Annotated in this window: 15 protein-coding genes; 4 read left to right on the forward strand and 11 right to left on the reverse strand. The window is 57.2% G+C overall.

Going from position 1 to position 18,376, the window contains the following annotated elements; translation table 11 throughout:
* Positions 1-49 precede the first annotated feature (49 nt).
* Positions 50-895 carry an NAD(+) diphosphatase gene (gene nudC / locus DQG13_RS15950; RefSeq protein ID WP_113020778.1) on the forward strand — a complete coding sequence of 282 codons (846 nt, stop codon included), beginning with the start codon at positions 50-52 and terminating at the stop codon, positions 893-895.
* A 4-nt stretch (positions 896-899) separates the two neighbouring features.
* On the opposite strand, the gene DQG13_RS15955 is transcribed toward nudC, so the two are convergent.
* Positions 900-1,622: a response regulator gene (locus tag DQG13_RS15955; RefSeq protein ID WP_258525699.1), complete on the reverse strand. Its 723-nt coding sequence runs from the start codon at positions 1,620-1,622 to the stop codon at positions 900-902.
* Positions 1,623-1,862: 240 nt separating this feature from the next.
* On the opposite strand from DQG13_RS15955, the gene DQG13_RS15960 reads away from it, so the two are divergent.
* Entirely contained in the window at positions 1,863-3,026 is a 1,164-nt protein-coding gene (locus DQG13_RS15960) for a GIY-YIG nuclease family protein (protein ID WP_113020780.1), read from the forward strand.
* Positions 3,027-3,486: 460 nt separating this feature from the next.
* Here DQG13_RS15960 and DQG13_RS15965 read toward each other — a convergent pair whose 3' ends face one another.
* The 4 genes from DQG13_RS15965 to DQG13_RS15980 all read right to left on the reverse strand — a co-directional run bounded on the left by DQG13_RS15965 (position 3,487) and on the right by DQG13_RS15980 (position 10,111).
* The gene (locus tag DQG13_RS15965) at positions 3,487-4,761 is read right to left on the reverse strand and encodes an MFS transporter (RefSeq protein WP_113020781.1); all 1,275 of its coding nucleotides are present in this window, start codon (positions 4,759-4,761) and stop codon (positions 3,487-3,489) included.
* A gap of 165 nt (positions 4,762-4,926) precedes the next feature.
* Complete coding sequence (locus DQG13_RS15970; RefSeq protein WP_113020782.1) at positions 4,927-7,041, reverse strand: carbohydrate-binding domain-containing protein; 2,115 nt, start codon at positions 7,039-7,041, stop codon at positions 4,927-4,929.
* A 642-nt stretch (positions 7,042-7,683) separates the two neighbouring features.
* Positions 7,684-8,202: an SRPBCC domain-containing protein gene (locus tag DQG13_RS15975; protein WP_113020783.1), complete on the reverse strand. Its 519-nt coding sequence runs from the start codon at positions 8,200-8,202 to the stop codon at positions 7,684-7,686.
* Between the two features lie 850 nt (positions 8,203-9,052).
* A complete protein-coding gene (locus DQG13_RS15980; protein ID WP_113020784.1) occupies positions 9,053-10,111 on the reverse strand; it encodes an LLM class flavin-dependent oxidoreductase in 1,059 nt (352 codons plus the stop codon).
* 245 nt (positions 10,112-10,356) lie between these two features.
* On the opposite strand from DQG13_RS15980, the gene DQG13_RS15985 reads away from it, so the two are divergent.
* Together DQG13_RS15985 and DQG13_RS15990 are read left to right on the forward strand one after the other, a co-directional pair.
* Complete coding sequence (locus DQG13_RS15985) at positions 10,357-11,028, forward strand: response regulator transcription factor (RefSeq protein WP_113020785.1); 672 nt, start codon at positions 10,357-10,359, stop codon at positions 11,026-11,028.
* Entirely contained in the window at positions 11,025-12,020 is a 996-nt protein-coding gene (locus tag DQG13_RS15990; RefSeq protein WP_113020786.1) for a sensor histidine kinase, read from the forward strand. The genes DQG13_RS15985 and DQG13_RS15990 overlap by 4 nt, the downstream gene beginning before the upstream one ends.
* Before the next feature lie 61 nt (positions 12,021-12,081).
* Here the strand turns inward: DQG13_RS15990 and DQG13_RS15995 are convergent, their stop codons facing one another.
* The 6 genes from DQG13_RS15995 to DQG13_RS16020 all read right to left on the reverse strand — a co-directional run bounded on the left by DQG13_RS15995 (position 12,082) and on the right by DQG13_RS16020 (position 17,928).
* Entirely contained in the window at positions 12,082-14,052 is a 1,971-nt protein-coding gene (locus tag DQG13_RS15995) for an FtsX-like permease family protein (protein ID WP_113020787.1), read from the reverse strand.
* Positions 14,049-14,795: an ABC transporter ATP-binding protein gene (locus DQG13_RS16000; RefSeq protein ID WP_113020788.1), complete on the reverse strand. Its 747-nt coding sequence runs from the start codon at positions 14,793-14,795 to the stop codon at positions 14,049-14,051. The genes DQG13_RS15995 and DQG13_RS16000 overlap by 4 nt, the downstream gene beginning before the upstream one ends.
* A gap of 163 nt (positions 14,796-14,958) precedes the next feature.
* Positions 14,959-15,735 carry an AAC(3) family N-acetyltransferase gene (locus DQG13_RS16005; RefSeq protein ID WP_113020789.1) on the reverse strand — a complete coding sequence of 259 codons (777 nt, stop codon included), beginning with the start codon at positions 15,733-15,735 and terminating at the stop codon, positions 14,959-14,961.
* 32 nt (positions 15,736-15,767) lie between these two features.
* Complete coding sequence (gene pyrH, locus DQG13_RS16010) at positions 15,768-16,505, reverse strand: UMP kinase (RefSeq protein ID WP_113020790.1); 738 nt, start codon at positions 16,503-16,505, stop codon at positions 15,768-15,770.
* 72 nt (positions 16,506-16,577) lie between these two features.
* Positions 16,578-17,609, reverse strand: coding sequence for a GNAT family N-acetyltransferase (locus DQG13_RS16015; RefSeq protein ID WP_181592783.1), 1,032 nt, complete (start codon positions 17,607-17,609; stop codon positions 16,578-16,580).
* 76 nt (positions 17,610-17,685) lie between these two features.
* Positions 17,686-17,928, reverse strand: coding sequence for a hypothetical protein (locus tag DQG13_RS16020; RefSeq protein ID WP_181592784.1), 243 nt, complete (start codon positions 17,926-17,928; stop codon positions 17,686-17,688).
* Positions 17,929-18,376 lie beyond the last annotated feature (448 nt).

Consider the following 18,376-nt stretch of genomic DNA (forward strand, 5'->3'; position numbering starts at 1 on the left):
CCGCACAACCGCAATTTCAATCGAGACTTGACCAGAAAGGGTCCTGCACATGCTTGCACCTCGAGAGAGCATTTACACCCACTATATTCCCGCTTATATTCCCGACCATGAGCCGGGTACTGCCGCCTATTGGTTTATTTCCCGGTCGGGAAGCCTGCTGATGCGGGAAGATGCGGACGGCTTGGAGGTTCCTTCAGCCGCCGGGGCGGAAGAACTGGGCCTTGCGCCTGGCCGTGTCCATTACCTGGGCACCTGGAAAGGCATCCCTTGCTATGCCGCCGCCGGTACAGAAACCGCTACAGGGCTGGCGGAGGGTTTAGCCTTCCACCCTTTAAGAAGCCTCTACGGCAAAATGGACGAAGGCCTGTTCCACCTGGCAGGCCGGGCTGTCCAATTGGTAGCCTGGGGCCTTGCCCACCGCTTCTGCGGCGCCTGCGGCACCGAAACCGTGCCTTCGCCCAAGGAACATGCCATGCTATGCCCCGCTTGCGGCAGCGTAAGCTTCCCCCGTTTGGCGCCTGCGGTGATTACCGCCATCCTCAAGGGGCGGCAGGTGCTCCTGGCCCGGGCCAGACATTTTACCAACAATATGTACGGTCTGATCGCAGGCTTCGTGGAGCCGGGGGAAACGCTGGAGGACTGCGTCCGCCGGGAAATCAAAGAAGAGGTTGGCATCACTATCACCAACCTCCGCTACTTCGGCAGCCAGCAATGGCCTTTCCCCCACTCCCTGATGATCGGCTTCATTGCAGATTATAAGAGCGGCGAGATTCAGGTAGACGGCGAAGAAATTGTGGACGCCCAGTGGTTTGACCCGGACAGGCTGCCCGTCATTCCGTCTCCCGTCAGCATCGCCCGCAAAATGCTGGACTGGTATGTGGGAGAATACTCCTGATGCTTCAGCCCGCAGCGGGAGACTGCACGGCCGCAGCCACCGCATCCGCCAAAACATGCGGCAGAAACGGCTTGGCCACAAATTCCGCCGCCCCGCTCATGAGGCATTCCTGCACCACCTCCGGAGTGCCTCTGCCGGAGCACATCACCACTTTGGCGTTAGGGTCCTGCTGCCGGATGTTTTTCAGCACCTGGATGCCGTCCATACCCTCGAGCCCGATGTCCAGCACAACCACATCAGGCTGCTGCCGGCCGTACAGCTCCAGCCCCTGCTCCCCGTCCGGCACAGACCCCGCCACCGTCCAGCCTTGCCGCTCCAGAACATCGGCAATACATTGCCGCACAAATTCCGAATCATCAATAATCAATACCATTTTCATTTCGGTAGATGCCCCCTTTAGGGCGGCTATCCGCTTCTGGAGCAGGAGGATGGACCGTGCCAGTCTCGCTTCCTTGTCCAGCATGTCGGCAAGCCTCTGCTGAAATATCTCCTGCCGCTTGTCCAGGTCCGCTCCGCCCAGCATGTCCCCGATCTCCTCCAGAGTCAGGCCGCATTCCTTCCATTCGATAATTTCCGTAATTCTGCCGATTTGCTCCGGCGTATAATAGCGGTACCGGTTAACCGGGTCCACATGATGGGGCAAAAGAAGCCCGACTTCCTCATAATACCGGATGGCATCGGTGGACAGATTGACCACTTTTGCCAACTCGCCAATCGTGTAATGCATCGCATTCAACCTTTCATTCTTCCGGAATTATCCCTATCATAGGCGTTGGTGCCGCTCCAAGGTCAAGAGGGCCGGTCCAAGTTTTTTCGAAAAAAAGAGGAAACGGAACGGGTTCTCGCGTCCGCTTTCCCACAAGGCACCGCTTTGGGTATGGTCTTGCCGATTGCGCTGCCTGCCCAGTCTGTCCTATCATAGAGGAAAACGGTGGAAAGCCCGCCGGTTGGGGAGGGGAAGCGGCACATGCAGGAGCAATTGAAGGATAAGGTCAAGGCGCTGCCTCTAACCCCCGGCGTCTATCTGATGAAGGATTCCCTGGGCAATATCATCTATGTGGGCAAAGCCAAGCAGCTCCGGCGCAGAGTCCAGTCCTATTTTGTCAAAAGCAGCGGCCACAGCCCCAAAACCCGTGTGTTGGTCTCCCATATCCGGGATCTGGAGGTACGCCATACAGATACGGAATTTGAAGCGTTTCTGCTGGAATGCCGCCTGATCAAGGAGCTGCGTCCTGTCTATAACCGGAAAATGAAAAATCCGGAGGCCTATACCTACATCACCATCCGCCGGGCCAAAGAGAACGGTCTGCGCTGCCTGGCGGTCAGCTACCGTCCGGAGGAGGACGGCGGCCTCCGCCGGTTCGGCCCGTACAGCAGCCGGGGCACTGTAGAGCGTGCGCTGGACGGGATCAAGGAGTGTCTGCGGATTGTCTGCAGCAACCCTGCCGGCGGTCGCGGGCCATGCCTGAACCATGCGCTGGGGCGGTGCATCGGCATGTGCGCCGGGGGAAACGCGGCGCAGGTGTATGAAGGGATTGTGGACCGGATCATTCTGTTCCTGGAGGGGCGGAGCACAGAGATTTCCGAGCTGATGGAGAAGCGAATGGTGGAGGCTGCCGAGCGCTTTGACTTTGAGGCTGCCGCCAGATACCGGGATGAGGGTCGAGCAGTCCAATATCTGCTGCAGAGGGAAAAGATGATCAGCTTCGCGGAGACGGGACATATCTCCCTGGTGCTGGAGGACATGGACGGCGGAATGGCCAAGCTGTTCCTGATCAAAGGCAACCGATTGCTCCTGAACCACCGGCTGCCCCTGCCCGTTGAAGGAGCGTTGCGGACGGCCCTGGCTCCGGAGATCGGCAGGCTGGTGCGGGCTGCCTATGCCGCCTCCGGAACAGAGCAGCAAGGTCCCATTACCCGGTTCGATGTGGATGAGGCCCAGATTATGTACAGCTATCTGCAAGGCGCTGCCGCCAGCAGCCGCCAGCTGGAGGAAGGGTGGCTGGCCAGGGACGCCGATCCTTGCCTGCTGGAAGAAACCGCCGCGCTTTTATTGGCGGATCAGGCGCGGCTAGCGGCACTGGAAGCGGCGGCGGGGGATGAAGAAGAGGGGGAGCCCGTTCCCGAATGAGAAAAACGCGTGCGGCGTCCTTTGGAGCTGCGCGTTTATCAAGACGTTTGAGTTTGGTGTTTGAGTCTTGGTGTTTGAGTTTTGGTGTTTGAGTTTGACGGACTGTGGTTCCGTTATTTCGCTAAAATCCGCCTTTTTTTCTCCCACGCGGACTCACGATCCGTTAAATCTGAAAAAGCAGGCGATTCCAGGCTCCTGGAGCAAAATAGCGGAACGTCTGTCCGTGTACATCTGAAAACGGAGCACATTCGGAAAATAACGGATTCTCTGTCCGCCCAGCTGTGACGAAACGCCCGTCGGCATCCTTTGACAACCTGCGTTTGTCAAGAAGCCGAGCCGCTTCCCCAATATATACTTTCTAAGAGTTCAAGAAAAAAACGTCCTGTTCGCCTTCCCGGAGGAAGGTACAGGACGTTTTTTGTGAGGGGCGGGATCACCCGCGCTGTTATGCTTCCGCTTCTCACGCCGGGCCGGACTCCAGGGGAGCTCCCGCCTTCAGCAGAGCTTTATTTTTCAACAGGAACAAGGCTTGAATCATTAAGAGCGCGCCGGTGGCCAGCAGAATCCATTCGATGGCTACGGCATCGGCCATTGGCCCGAACACCAGCATGCCGATGGGCATCATGGAGCTGGTGATCATGCCGAACACGCCGAAAACCCGGCCGGTAAAGTCCTTGTCCACCCGGTCCTGCAGAAGCACGGTGGCGGGGGTATTGAACAAGGGCATGGTGAGGCCGAACAGGGACATAATGGCCAGGTACATCCAGAACATCGGCACAATCCCCAATGCTGCTGTACAGGCCCCCATAATAATGCAGGACAGCGTCATGGTATGAAGCTTGTTGCGGAAGCCGCCCCACGAGGCGATGATAAGACCGCCCAGCATCATGCCTATGGAAAAGGTAATCTCCGTGGCCACCAGCCGCCATACCTGCTCTCCGAAGCTGCGGGCCACCTGCAGAGGCGTAAGGAATGCGGCAGGGGCCACCAAAACAAAGAAGAAGCCGCAGAAAATAAAGAATTGCTTGAGGTAGGAATGGGTTGCAATAAACCGCAGCCCCTCCCGCATATCGTTGAAATACCCGCCCTCCTGCCGGTTCTGCATCCGGTCATGGTCTTTAACCCGCAGGAACAGGAACAAGGCGCCAACAGCGATGAAGCAGGTAACCACATCGATAAAGAAAATCGCTGCCAACGGGGCCATCCCCAGCAAAGCGCCGCTGGCCATGGGGGCCACCAGCATGATCAGCGCCTGAATGCTTCCGTTGATTCCGTTCACGCGGGTTAATTGATCCTCGGGCACCAGCTGCGGCAAAATCGCTCCCACAGCAGGCGTCTGCACTGCCGAACCCAAGGCGCGGATGGCCGACATCAAGAAGAGCAGCCACAGGGACCCATGCCCTGATAGAAACAGAAGAGCCATAATCAAGGTTGTCAGCGCAATGGCGCTGTCGGAGATCATAATCAGCCGCTTGCGGTTGTAGCGGTCCGCCCACACCCCGGCAAAGGGAGACAGGAAGAAGGTGGGCAAAAAGCCGCAGACAATGGCGATGGTCATCATGCTGCCTGACTGGGTGGTCAGGGTAATATGCCAGGTGATGGCGTATTGCACCAAGGCAGTTCCAAACAGGGATATGGTCTGGGTGGCGAGAAACAGGGTAATTCTTCGTTTCCAGTTGGTGTCCAATTTCAGGGCACACTCCGTTTCTGCAAATTTGAAGGATTGCGGTAACATTATATCATAACCATATCTTATAGATGCTCTCTTCGCCCCGGAAATTCCCGGAAAAAATAATTGTAGCCATTCTTGCGGTCCGGATGTGTGACGCGGATTGACAAAAACCCGGCGGAAACTGCCGTCCCGCCGGGTTTTGCTGTATATGAGGAGGCCCTGTTAGTCCTATTGCTGTCCGCCGGTCTGACCTTGCACGCCCTGCCGCTGGCCGCGTTGGCCCTGTTGGCCTTGTTGACCGCCCATCTGGCCTTGGCCTCCGCCTCCCATACCGCCATCCATCTGGCCTTGTTGGCCGCCCATTCGGCCGCCGCCCCCCATTCCGCCTCCGCCCATACCCCCGGACGGCTTGGTGGTAACACCGGTCTCCGAGAGGTAGGTGACAGAGCCTGAAGGGGTAAATTCCACCACCTTGGTTTCACCGGTATAGACGGTGTAGGTGCCGTCCTTGACCAATCCGGGTGCAGCGAAGACAATGGTTTGGAACTGCTTGGCCGGGGTGAAGGAGGCCACCACCTGGCCGCTCTTATCCGTCAAGGTTACCGTGGTGCCCGCTTTTTGGGCCGAGGTGAAGCTCATCATGACGGAGTAGACCGAGGAATCCTCAGAGGGCGCCTGGGCCATGCCGGAGCTGCCTGCCGCCACCAGCGAGCCGCCGGTCAGGGTGAAGCTGCCGTCGTAATCCAAGGCCCCGTTTCCATTGTCCGAAGGGCCGTCAACGGTTACCGTCCCGCCGGACATGGTGATGATGCCGTTGGAATCCAGGCCGTCGCCTGCGGCGTTCACCGCAAGGCTGCCGCCGGTAATGTTCAGCCATGTGTCTCCCGAGGCGCTGAAGCTGTTTTGGCCCGGACGGCCGTTCACAGCGGAGCCGTCATTGCCGCCGCCCGCATTGATTCCGTCGTCGCTGGCGGTGACTTCGATTTTGCCGCCGGCCAAGGTAATCTGCTTGCTCTCGATGCCTTCATAGCTCTTCTTGATGAAAATGGTTCCGTTGGAAACTGTCAGCGAGGCATCTGCATGCAGCCCGTCATCGCCGGAGGTGATGGTCAATTCGCCGCCGCCGATGGACAAGGTATTGTTGCTGTGCACGGCATCATCGGCAGAGTCGATGGTAAAGCTGCCGCCGGTAATAGCCAGATCGGACGCCGCTTTAATGGCCTTGGCGCTGGTTTTTTCCGTCGCGGTGGCGGTTGCTGCAGTTGTTGTAACCGACGCGGCGTTGCCGGTAGATGCGGCATTGCCGGCAGGGGCAGCATTGCCTGCGGGGGCAGCATTGCCCGCAGGTGCGCCGCCGCCGTTGCCGAAGGGGCCGCCGCCCATTTGCTGCCAGCCGTCCTGGGCCTTGGCCGCCGCATTGGCGCTGCCGCCTCCGGTGGTGAGCGCATACTGCCCGCCGGAAATCAGCAGGGAGCCCGCCGCCTGGATGCCATCCTTGCCGGAGGTCAGCTTGTAGGTTCCGCCGGATAAGGCGATAAAGCCTTTATCCGCTTTTTCGTCATTGGTGGAGCGGAGGGCGTCGCCCTGGGCTTCCACCACCAAGGTACCGTCCTTAACGGCCAGCATGTCGCGGCCCACAATGCCGTCATCCACGGAATAAACCGTGATGCTGCCGCCGGTAATTCTCAGCTCATCCTTGCTCATGATGCCGTTGTTATAGTTGGCGTTTACCGTGAGCGCCCCTGTTCCGTTAATGGTCAGATTGTCTTTGCTGAACAAGGCGGCGTTGGGCTCGTCTTCCTTGGGATCGCTGTAGACATACTCCGCCGCGTCCGTCAAAACATTGGCAGTGCCCTCAGGAAGGGAAACTACCGTTTTGTCGGCTTTTTTCACATAAATGGCGGCATTGGTCTTGCTGGTAATCTCCGCGCCGTTCAGCACCAGCTTCACTGTCCCGGAGCTTTGGCTGTCTACTACAATTTGGCCGTCATCCAGCTTGCCGCTGATAACGTACACGCCGGGGAGGGCAATCATAATGGTGGAGCCCTCCACTACCGCCCCGGTCCCCGTGATGGCAGCGGTGTTGCCTTGCAATTGAATGGTATTGGGTTTTTCCTTGGTCCAATCGGTGTAGCTATCGTCAGAGGTGTAGGTGACCATTTTGGCGGTAACGGGGCTTGCCGTCACATTGCCTTCCACGGCAGCGGAGGCCGCTGAAGAAGCAGAACCCGCAGTTGCCGCGGCAGCGGAGGTTGCCGCATTGTCCGGCGCTGTGCTGCAGGCCGCCAGAGCCGTGGATAATAGGGCAAAGGACAACAGTTTGGAAGTGATGTGGTTGCGCATGTTCTGCATCCACCTTTCAGCTTGGAATACCTCTACAGTACCCGCTCAAGCTGAATGCCCACTGAACCCTATCTGAAAGCTGGCTGTAAGTTTGCAAAGGTTTGCCTCGAAACCGGCAAAGCCGGTTTGAGGGACATCTTCGACATTTCATCGGTCTAAAGGTGCGGCGGGAAACGCAGCATGGATGGCTATTCCTCCCCTTTAGCTCCGGGCCGGCACCATGCGTCTTATTCGGCGGACCCTGGTTCCGTTATTTCTCGAAAATCGGCCTATTTTTCTCCGGAGCGGACACAGAATCCGTTAAGTGTGAAAAAACTCCGGTTCTCCTTGCTTCTGAAGCAAAATAACGAATTGTCTGTCCGCGAACATCAATAAACGGGCCAAATGAGAAAAATAACGGATGCTCTGTCCGCAGCCAGCAGACGGCCGGCCCACAACCAGCAGACGGTCGACCCACAGCCAGCAGACAATCGGCCCACAGCCATCAATGGGGCTCCGCTCGCAACCGTCAGATGGTCCGCGTCACAACCGACCCCCCAGGACATCGGCACCGCATCTGCCGCGGAGTTCATCCGTAAACGTCATTTTTATTTCCAACCCGAAAAAAGCCCGCTCCACAAAGAACGGGCCTCCCTGCAAAAGTTATTGTGCCAATGATGGCAGATAGTCCTCCAGACGGCCCCAGGTTTCCAGAATGCCCTGCTCCATTCCCATCTCCAGCACCTGGCGCAAGCTCTCCTCCGTGTCAAAGATGCTGCGGCAGACTACCCGGGTCTTGTCCCCGGCAGCGGTAAAGGAAAGCACTACCTCCGTGGCAGGCATTCCTTCCGCCTCCTTTCCCTCCGCATCGGAAAAGTAGTCGGTGTAGGTAAGACCAACCGGCGCGTCGATGGCGCCGTAGACGCCTTTGCCCCAGGACTCCATACCATAGAAGTCTCCTTGGCTGGGGTCTTCGCATTTCATACAGTAATGCCATACCCCTCCGGGCCGCAGATCCACGGAGCAATGCGGCATGGTCCAGCCGCGGGGCCCCCACCAATGCTTCAGATGCTCCGCTTCCGTGAATGCCCGGAACACCAGCTCCCGGGGAGCGTCAAAGGTTTTCTCCAGAATAAACTCCCGACCTTCGACCCGGGTTTCGGTTGTATTTGCTTCTGCCATTGCATTTCCCTCCTGTGGGCATGTCCGGTGAAGCTCCTGCACTCCACGGCCGGACGCCTTGAATGGTCCTCACCGTTACTATATCCCAGGGAATGTCGTTCCGCAATAAAATTATTACAAATTTGTGAACAACCATCTGCAACTACGCCAAAGATATGGACAATGGTTGTAAGCGCTTTATTAAGAAATTGTAAGGATATGCGAATATGGCGGAGTAATTGACTGAAAATTCAAAACCATTCCCGAATACGGGGTTTTCCGGCGGTTTTCAAATTCGCCGGAATGGCTTATGATATAGACATCACCCCGAAGGAAGCTGAAAGTGAAGCTCACCCGACAAACGGCGGAAAAGGGTAAGGGACGTATCCCTAAAGGGAAAAGAGTGCGGCAGGGCTGGCAGCGGATTTACAGGCTGCATCCATCTCCCCTGAAAAGCTGTTTCCAATACCGATAAAGCCAAAGGCCGGGAATGGCGGAATTTTTCAAACTCCGGAAAAGGTGATGCAAGGACCGAAGGGTTAAGCAATCAAGTGCAATGCCTTAAGCAGGCCAGCTGCGGTAGACATGGAGTATTCGGTGGGCGAATCCGAGGATCGGAAGATCGGAGGAGCAAACAAAGCACTTTGTATTTTGAAAAACAATCCTTATCCGGGTCAGGCAGTCAAGTGCCGCCGGCAGCATGTGACCATCGAATTGACAGGCCATGTCAGTGGTATGGATTGTGAGGGAGGATCGAATTCATTGCTTAGCCACAAGGACAAATAGCCCCCTGCAGCAGCATTAGGCTGAGGGGGGTTATTTGTGTTTGGCTTAAAAAGGCGCTTTTTCAGCAGCCTTCCGCGCTCTGCCGTCAGTCCGCCTTCTCCTCCGCTTCCCAACGGGCGATTTCTTCCCGGACAATAGGCGCCACCTTGGTGCCCAAGAGCTCAATGGCCGTCATCACCTCTTCATGGAACATGGTGCCCAGGGGCAAATGGAGGAAGAACCGGGTGATGCCCACTTCCTTGCGCAGGGCAATGATCTTTCGGGCCACGGTTTCCGGGTCTCCCACATAGAGGGCCCCTTCCGGACTGCGGGCATAATCATAGGCCGCCCGGTCGTAATGGGGCCAGCCCCGCTCCCGGCCAATGACATTCATAGCCGCTTGCGTGGAGGGAAAAAATTTGTCCGCAGCTTCCTTCTCCTCCGCGGCGACAAAACCATGGGAATGGGAGGCAACGGGCAGCTTGGCAGGATCGAAACCGGCCTGGGCGGCCGCCTGCTTATACAGCTTCACCAGGGGAGCAAAGCGGAAGGGGCTTCCCCCGATAATAGCCAGCACCAGAGGCAGCCCCAGCACACCCGCCCTGATGACGGATTCCGCATTGCCGCCGCTGCCGATCCATACCGGCAACGGCTTCTGCACCGCCCGGGGATAAATCTCCAGACCGTTGATGGCCGGGCGGTGTTTGCCGCTCCAGTTGATCTTGCCGCCCCGGCAAATTTGCAGCAGCAGCTCCAGCTTTTCCTCGAACAGCTCATCATAATCCGCCAGATCGTATCCGAACAACGGGAAGGATTCGATAAAGGACCCCCGTCCCGCCATAATCTCCGCCCTTCCCCCGGAAATGCCGTCCACGGTTGCAAAATCCTGATACACCCTGACCGGATCATCGGAGGACAGCACTGTAACGGCGCTGGTCAGCCTGATCCGCTTGGTGCGCGCCGCTCCCGCAGCCAGGAGCACTGCCGGCGAAGAAGCGGCATAATCCTGGCGGTGATGCTCGCCGATGCCGTACACATCCAGCCCCACCCGATCTGCCAGCTCCATCTCCTCCACAACCTCCGCCAGCCGCTCCGCATGGCTTTTGAGGGCTCCCGTCTTGACATCAGGAGTAGTCTCCACAAATGTACTGATTCCAATTTCCATACACAATCCCTCCCATTCAGCATAAGGTACATCAATTATTAAAGTATCTTATTTTTAGTATGCACTATTTTGCCGCAATTGGGTAGCCGAAGTGGAGGGGCGCCACTATGATTAATAATTCTCCGCCTGATGTAAATATATGAATATATACCAGGTCCCCTGCCTCACCGCACCTGCTTGGTGTTTCCGCAGCCAGCTTGTATACTGAAGGAAAGGATTGTATTTTTCTTCACGGGGGAATTTCCATGTTTTCCATTATGCTGGTGGAGGATGACGATAAAATCCGCACCATCGTGGCGGATACGCTGCGGAAGTGGCAATTCGAGGTGCATGAAGTGACTGCTTATGACCAGGTGTTGGCGGAATTCAAGCGGCTTGCCCCCCAACTGGTGCTCCTGGATGTAAATCTGCCCGTTCTGGACGGCTACTACTGGTGCCAGCAGATCAGGGCGGTCTCCAAGGTGCCGATTCTGTTCCTCTCCTCCCGCAACCAGAACATGGATATGATTATGGCCATGAACATGGGAGCCGATGATTTTGTCCAGAAGCCCTTCGATCTGGGGGTGCTGGTGGCCAAGATAAACGCCCTGCTGCGGCGCAATTACCTGTACCACGAGGAAAGTCTGCAGCTGGCCCACCGGGGATTGACCCTGAATGTCGCCAATTCCACCATGCACTATGAGGGGGCAAGCGTCGAGCTGTCCCGCAATGAATTCATCATCATGCAGCTGTTTATGCGCAGCATCGGCAAGATTATTTCCCGGGAGGAGCTGATGCAGGCGCTTTGGCGGGAGGAGCAGTTTGTGGATGACAACACCCTGACCGTCAATGTCAACCGCTTGCGGCGCAAGCTGGCCCAATTGGGCATGGAGGATCTGATTGCCACCCGCAAAGGAATGGGGTATATCGCGGAATGAAGCTGTGGCGGTTTTTCAAATATGAGCTGCCGTATCTGACTGTGTTCTTGGCCGGGTACGGCATTGTGCTGGCGGTAGTGGCCGCCGATCCCGCCGCCCGTCTCCGCGGGGGAACCGCCCTGTATGGATTGGTGCTTCTGGCGCTTCTGTGGGGCTGTTTTTTGATCCGCCGGTATGTCCTGACCATGCGGTCTGCCAAGGAGCTCCGGGACCCGGATTCGCCTTCCCTGTCCCTGGAGGCCGCGCTCTGCCGGGAGGCTCTGGGCGCCCTGGAGAAGGGGCATATCCGCACCCTGAATGAGGTCCGGAGCCGGCAGAATGACCATTATAATTACATCGTCTCCTGGTTTCATGAGATCAAAACGCCCATATCTGTGCTGCGCCTCCTGCAGCAAACCGGCCTGAACCCGAAAAGCGTGGATGAGGAGCTGTCCCGGATTGAGCAATATGTGGACCAGGCGCTTTATTATGCCAAGCTGGACAGCTTCAATCAGGACTACGAGCTGGTGAATTGCGATTTGGAGAAAATCGTGAAGGAGCTGGTGAAGGGACATGCCAAAACCTTTATTTCCCGGAAAGTGCAGCTGCGTCTGGAGCTGGCCCCGACCATTGTGCAAAGCGACGCCAAGTGGCTGGCCTTTATCCTGAACCAGCTGCTGACCAACAGTCTGAAATATACCGCCGTCCAGGGGGAAATCTCCATTACGCTGGCCGCCACCCCCGAGGAGAAGCTCCTGATTCTCCGGGACAACGGCATCGGCATTGAGCTGAAGGATCTGCCCCGGGTGTTCAACCGCGGCTTCACCGGGACTAACGGGCGGGCTTACGTCCATTCCACCGGCATGGGCCTGTATCTGGCCCAGGAGCTGTCCAGGAAGCTGGGGCATTACATTACCTGCGCTTCAGAGGTTGGGCGGTTTACGGAGATGACTGTCCATTTCCCCCGCAATCATGACGCCTACCTGGATGTGGTAGCGCCGGCAAAGCCCTGACAACACGTCGGCAGACGGTTGCCAGGGCTTGTTTGTGGAATAGCGGAGCTCTATCCGCACTCTACCCGCGCTGATTGACAATGCGGTAGTACAAATTGGCGGAGGAGAGATAGAAGAACAGGTAAACCAGCCCGTATATCCCCAGGATGATCCATACCAGCCCGGGAAGATCAGGGAAATCCTGCAGCGACGCGAGAATGTAATAATAGATCACCATCCAGCTGAACGCCAGCGCCAATGCCAGCGGAGGAGCAAAAATAAACACCAGCTGCTTGCGGATGGCGCTGCGTATTTGGCGGCTGTCCACACCCAGCTTGCGCAGGATGGCATACTGCCGCGCTTCCTCCGCCGCCACCTTCAATTGCCGGAAGTACACCACACTGGCCAAAGCGAATGCGGCGATCAGCGCCAGGAAAGCCCCGGCAAACAAAAGCAGCGACGAGCCTTCAATCTGAAGGGAATAAACATCCGCATACGAAGAGTAATAACGCCCGGGTCCTTGCGTTTCCACCGCCATGCGGTATACCTCCGCCGACAGAGCCTCCGCACGCTCCGGGTCCTCAATTTGGTACAGCTCCAGCACCACCGGTTCCCCCAGCGGGCGCACCCGCTCAAACCATTCATCGGAAACCACCAGCACCGAGGGTTTCTTCTCCATGGAACGTCCCGGAATCGTGCCCCAGCCCAAAAATGCGTAATCCTTCATCTCTAACAGACGAAGCTGGGTTTGGGGAGTCGTCCCCAGCACGAACAGCGGCTGCGCGTCAGGCGGGTAGATAGCGGGAAAATCGATTCCCTGGGACAGCGAAACCGCCTCCTCCCCGTGAAGCTCCACCAGTTCGTCTTCTCCCCGCAAGGAGACAACTCCGTTGTAATCCTCCGCCGCCACCAGAAAAATCGGCTCCTCATAATATTCCGGATTCTCAAAAGCCACACTCCGGTCCGTCACCGCCTCAGTACGGATCACCTCCAGCCTGCGGTAATCCTTCACCTTGTGGTCCGATTGGTCAATCACTTGGCGGATGGCCGCGCTTTGAGCCTCTCCCGGATACTGGAAGGCCAAGCTGTTGGGAACGTTCATCCTCACCGCGTCGAATTGAACCCTGTAATTCACCACCACAAAACAGGTCAGCAGAATCATCGCCGCCCCCGCCAGGGTGATAAAGGTCAGATTGGAGGTATTGCCCCGCACCTGAAAGCGCAGGGACGATGCCCACAGCATCGTGTTTCCCTCATAATACCGGCGCCTGCGGGAAATCACGCCCAAGATCCATCCGGAAAACTGCCTGAAGAACAGATAGGTTCCCCCGATTATTCCTACAGTCGTCAAGACCATGGACAGCAGGGTATGCTCCTGCCAAAGAACGGAGCCCATTCCCCGGCTCAACACAAAACTGGCCTCCGCCAGCAGAAACACCGCCAGCAGCGCAAGGCTTCGAGAGGGTTGAACCGGTTTTTCCGCCGTTTCCCCGGCATGAAACAGCTCCACCAGCTGCACCCGCCGGATGGCAATATGGCTCTGGACGGCAATAATCACCGACAGCAGCAGAAACAGCGCCACTGTAGCGCCGATAGCCTGCAGCGGGAAGGAGAAGGATACCGTCTGGTCATATTGCATCAGCTTCATCAGCAGCATTCCGAACAGCTTGGAGAGAACCCCTCCCAGCAGGATTCCCGCCGAGAGCGAAATTCCGCTTACGATCAGCGTCTCGTAAAAAACCATCCAGGTGATCTGCCGTTCGGACAGCCCCAGCAGCAGATACAGTCCAAATTCCCGCTGCCGCTGCCGCATGAAGAAGGAGTTGGCATAAAGAATGAACACGATAATAAACACAAATACAACAATCGAGGCAATCATGATGCCATTCTGAAAGCTGCTCCGGTTTTTGACCATGTCCAGAATGTCCGGGTTAAACATCAGCGCGGAAAAAGTAAAGTGGATGATAACGCCCACGATCATGGAAACCAGATAAATGGTGTACAGCCGGAAATTGCGGCGGACGTTTCGCAGGGTCAGGTCGAAAAGCTTCATTCCGCCTGCCCCCCCAGCATACTTTGGGTGTCCAGAATCCGTTCATAGAAGCCCCTCCGGCTTTGTCCGCCGGCATATAATTCATTGACTACGGAGCCATCCCGCAGAAAAATAACGCGTTGGCAATAGCTGGCCGCATAACCGTCATGGGTAACCATGAGAATGGTGGTTCCAAAGGCTGCGTTGAGCTGGGACAGCTGCTCCAGCAGCTGAGTAGCAGAGCGGGAGTCCAGGGCTCCGGTGGGCTCGTCGGCAAACACAATATCCGGCTTGGTAATCATGGCCCGGGCGGAAGCCGCCCGTTGCTTTTGGCCCCCGGAAATTTGGTGGGGATAACGCTCCAGCACCTCGCCGATTTGCAGAGCTTCCACCAAGGGGCGCAGGCGGGCTTCCATCTCGGCCGTTTTGCAGCCCCGCAGGGATAAGGGAAGGAGAATGTTCTCCTTGACCGTCAAGGTATCCAAAAGATTGTAATCCTGAAAAATAAAGCCCACATGCTCCTGGCGGAACCGCCGCAGTTCATTTTTGCTCAGATCCAGCAAGGATTGCTCCTTCACCCATACCTCTCCGCCGGAAAAGCGGTCAATGGTGGACAGCACATTCATCAGCGTGGATTTTCCCGATCCCGACGGCCCCATCACTGCCGTAAACTCCCCCGCGGCAATGGTCAAATCGAGATTTTTCAAAACCGGCGTATTGCCGTAATGCTTGGTCAAGCTTTTGGTGCGGATTACTGGTTCCATGACGCTTCCTCCTATTCTGTTACCTACTATAGCCGGAAGGCGAAATTCTAACCATGGATTTGGGGCAATGGAAGGTGACAGTTTCGTCATGTTGGGAATGCAAACAGCCATCCGCCTGGATGGCTCGGATGGCTGGGATAGCTGTTTGTGCTGCGGAAGCGGACTACGGGGACACTGGCTCGCCGGGCAAAGGTTCGTTGTCGGAGAACAGATCCGGATTGTCCCGGAGCATCGCCGACAGAACCTCCGTCAGCCGCTCCGCGTCGCATACCCACATGAGAGCATCCCCCAGCCGGCTGCGGCGGATGGCTCCGGCCCGCTCCAGCACCTTCTCCACTTTCCAAAAGTGGAGAGACCACGAGAGGCCGCAATGTCTGCGGGAAGGCACAGGAATTTCCGTTCCGTCGGGCAGCACGGTCACAAGGGCTTCATGCCCGTCGGTCAGCCGCCCGGGAATATCCATCCACTCCTCGATGCCATGGATGAACGTGTTCCGCTTCAGGTCCACCCCTACCAGAAGAATGGTGGCCTTGCGGTCCAGCAGCTTGCCCCAGGGGGATTCCCGGTGGCAGGGAGTGTCATAACGCTCCGCTCCCTTCACAAAATCCGCCGCTTCCCGGCCCAGTGCCGCTACCGAATGGGTGGGATGCAGAGAGCGGATAACACCCGGGCGCTTGCGGAACAGCTCGGTGAGAATGCCTACGCAGGAGGGGGAAGCCTCCACCGAAAAACGGGGATTGTCCCCGTTGATATAAGACCAGGTATGAGCAGGCAGCACCAGCAGACCATCCTTCATATAGTCCGAAAGCGCGTCCAATACAGTATCCGCCCCGCCGTCCACCTGGCCGATGCTCTTCATGGAGGAGTGCATCAGCACCGTGCCCTCCCTGGGAATCTTGGCTTCTTCCAGCTGCCGGAGCAGGCTTTCCTTGGTATACATGCTGCGTCTTCTCCTTTATTGTTGTAGTGCGGTTATTCCAGCTCCAGCACCGACCGGCTGCTGATATAGGTGCCATGGTCGGTCCCCTGGCAGATGGCCTTCATGGAGCCGGGGTTGTCGAAATTGAATACATGCATGGGCAGCTCGTAATCCCGGGCCAGGATAAAAGCCGCCTGGTCCATAACCTTCAGATCGCGGGCCAACACATCGTTGTAATGGAGGGATACGAATCTACGGGCCGTTTTATCCTGCCGGGGGTCTGCATGGAGCACACCGTCCACCCCTTGTTTGGCGACAAGCAGCGCGTCGCAGCCGGTCTCGATGGCCCGCTGCACGGACGGATAATCCGTCGTCACAAAGGGCTGCCCGTTGCCTCCCGCAAAAATGACGATGTATCCTTTTTCCAAATGGTGGACAGCTCTTAACCGGATATACGGCTCCGCGACGGAGGCAACAGGAATGGCGGTCATAACCCGGATTTCCCGGCTGGTTTTGGACTTCAGCACACCCCGGAGCATCAGGCTGTTGATGACGGTAGCCAGCGTCCCGATATTGTCCGCCTCCGCCCGTTCGATCCCCCAGGCTTCGCCCATGTTGCCGCGGAAAATATTGCCGCCCCCAATCACCAGAGCAACCTCCACTCCCAACTCTACCACAGAGAGGATCTCATTGGCGATATGGTCCAGCCGCTCCGGCTCAAATCCGAATTCCGATTTTCCGGCAACCGCCCCGCCGCTAAGCTTGATCAGCACCCGTTTGTACCTGGTCATATAACCGCCTCCTTGGATATTCCCATCCTGCAAATAAAAACACTAAAGCGGCAGCCCGAAGATTGCAACGCTCTAAAAAGCGGCTGGACCGGCCGCAGCGGGATGCTGCACTTCCTTGCCGTTAGCCCACAGAATCCGCGGATCAACCTGCCGCACCAGACGGTACGCATAGGGAATAAATCCGCGTTTGGGCCAAAACCGCGAGGACTCCAGATTGGTGATTCTCCAATCCGTCGCGCAGTTCGCATACCCTTCCTGGCGCGCATGGGCGAGACCGTGCCGGGTGAGGGCTTTCCCAACGCCCATGCCTCGGGCATGAGGAGCGGTGGCCCCCACCTCCAGGCAGATGCACGAGCCGGGCATCATCATATCCGACTCCGCCGCCTCTGCCGGAAAGAAGGCCTGGAAGCCCAGGAGCTCGCCGTCCTGGACGGCCACCCATAAATACCCGGCATCATCGCCAATGAGGCCTGCATATCCATCCTCGAACCGGCTCCGGTCCTCGGCAAACGCCGCCCCCCAGACCGGCTCTTGGGCCTGATGCTCCATGATGTACACCGCCGCTTTCCGGATAGCCGCTTCATCCTCCCGGCGGGCCAGGCGGATCTCCACGCCATCCGGCAGCTGCACCGGTTCCAGCTCCGCCGGAATGGTCTGCACGCCGTGGACCTGCTCATAGCCAAAGCCTAGCCGCAGCCAGCCCTCCATGGCCCGGGCATCCCCTGCAGGCGCCAGCGCATAATGCCGGAAGGCGCCCTGCTTCACCCACTCCGCCGCGGCTGCGGCATACATGTCGCGGTACAGCTCCGCACTCTCCCCTTCAGCTATGGCCGCTCCGGCATAAGCCACCCATATATGGCGCTCGCGGAGCTTATCCGTCTCCAGCCTGCCGATCAGATAACCGGCCAGCTCCGCCCCTCTGAAGGCGGCCACTCCACCGGTTCCAGGCTGTGCCAGCATAGCCTCTATTACCCGGCTAGCTTCCTCCGGTTCCTCAAAGATTTGCCGCAGGACGGCTGTGTTTTGCCGCTCTGCCGCATGGCGCGCGGACAACAGCCTGCCCGCCGCCTCCACATGGGATTGTTCGAACCTTACTATTCTCATGGACTCTCCCCCTTCCTGCATATACCTAAAAAGCCTGATGGTACGGCATCAGGCTTTATTTTACCATATCAGGAGATTACTTCGTCGCCGAAAAAATTGCTGAAGGGCCGGAAGCGGGACAACACCTCATCCACATGCCGAATACATAGGTCATCAGGTTGCCCTTGGCTGCAAGCACCACACACAGCACGCCGGTAATAAACACTGTGAAGCCAAACAGTGTATCTCTCGTGATGACGGTGAGCGCAACCGCCATGTCGCAAAACAAGCCCAACCACACAAACTCGTATGAATTCCACCCGCCCGCATATGTTTTCATACCTGTGGCCTCCTTCGGCTCTGTCCGAATCAAGCGACTTTCTTCCTATTGGTGGAAAAAAGCGCCGGGGCAGACAAGGCAAGAAGGCAGCCGCTGGCTCAACCAGTGTGCTTCCCGCCAACTCTGCAGATTGCTGCGGACTGACGATCCGTTATTTCCCGAATTTGCTCGGTTTCGGAAATTTCACGGACACACGATCCGTTAATCCCGTTTGCCAGCCCTCAAATCCGTTGTTTTCCCCATGATAACGAATCCTCTGTCCGCCTATGAGCAAAAACAGCCGGTTTTTGTCCAATAGCGGATTCTCTGTCCATTTGGAACGCCTTCGCCTCTCGCCTTTCACCTTCATGATCCTGCTGCCTCTCTTTCTTGCCTTTTTACGTAAGAAAAACCGTCAGGGAACATCGCCCTGACGGTCCTTTTTTACGTTGGGAGAATATCGGAAATT

The organism is Paenibacillus sp. YN15 (assembly GCF_003285005.1).
Classification (GTDB): domain Bacteria; phylum Bacillota; class Bacilli; order Paenibacillales; family NBRC-103111; genus Paenibacillus_AR.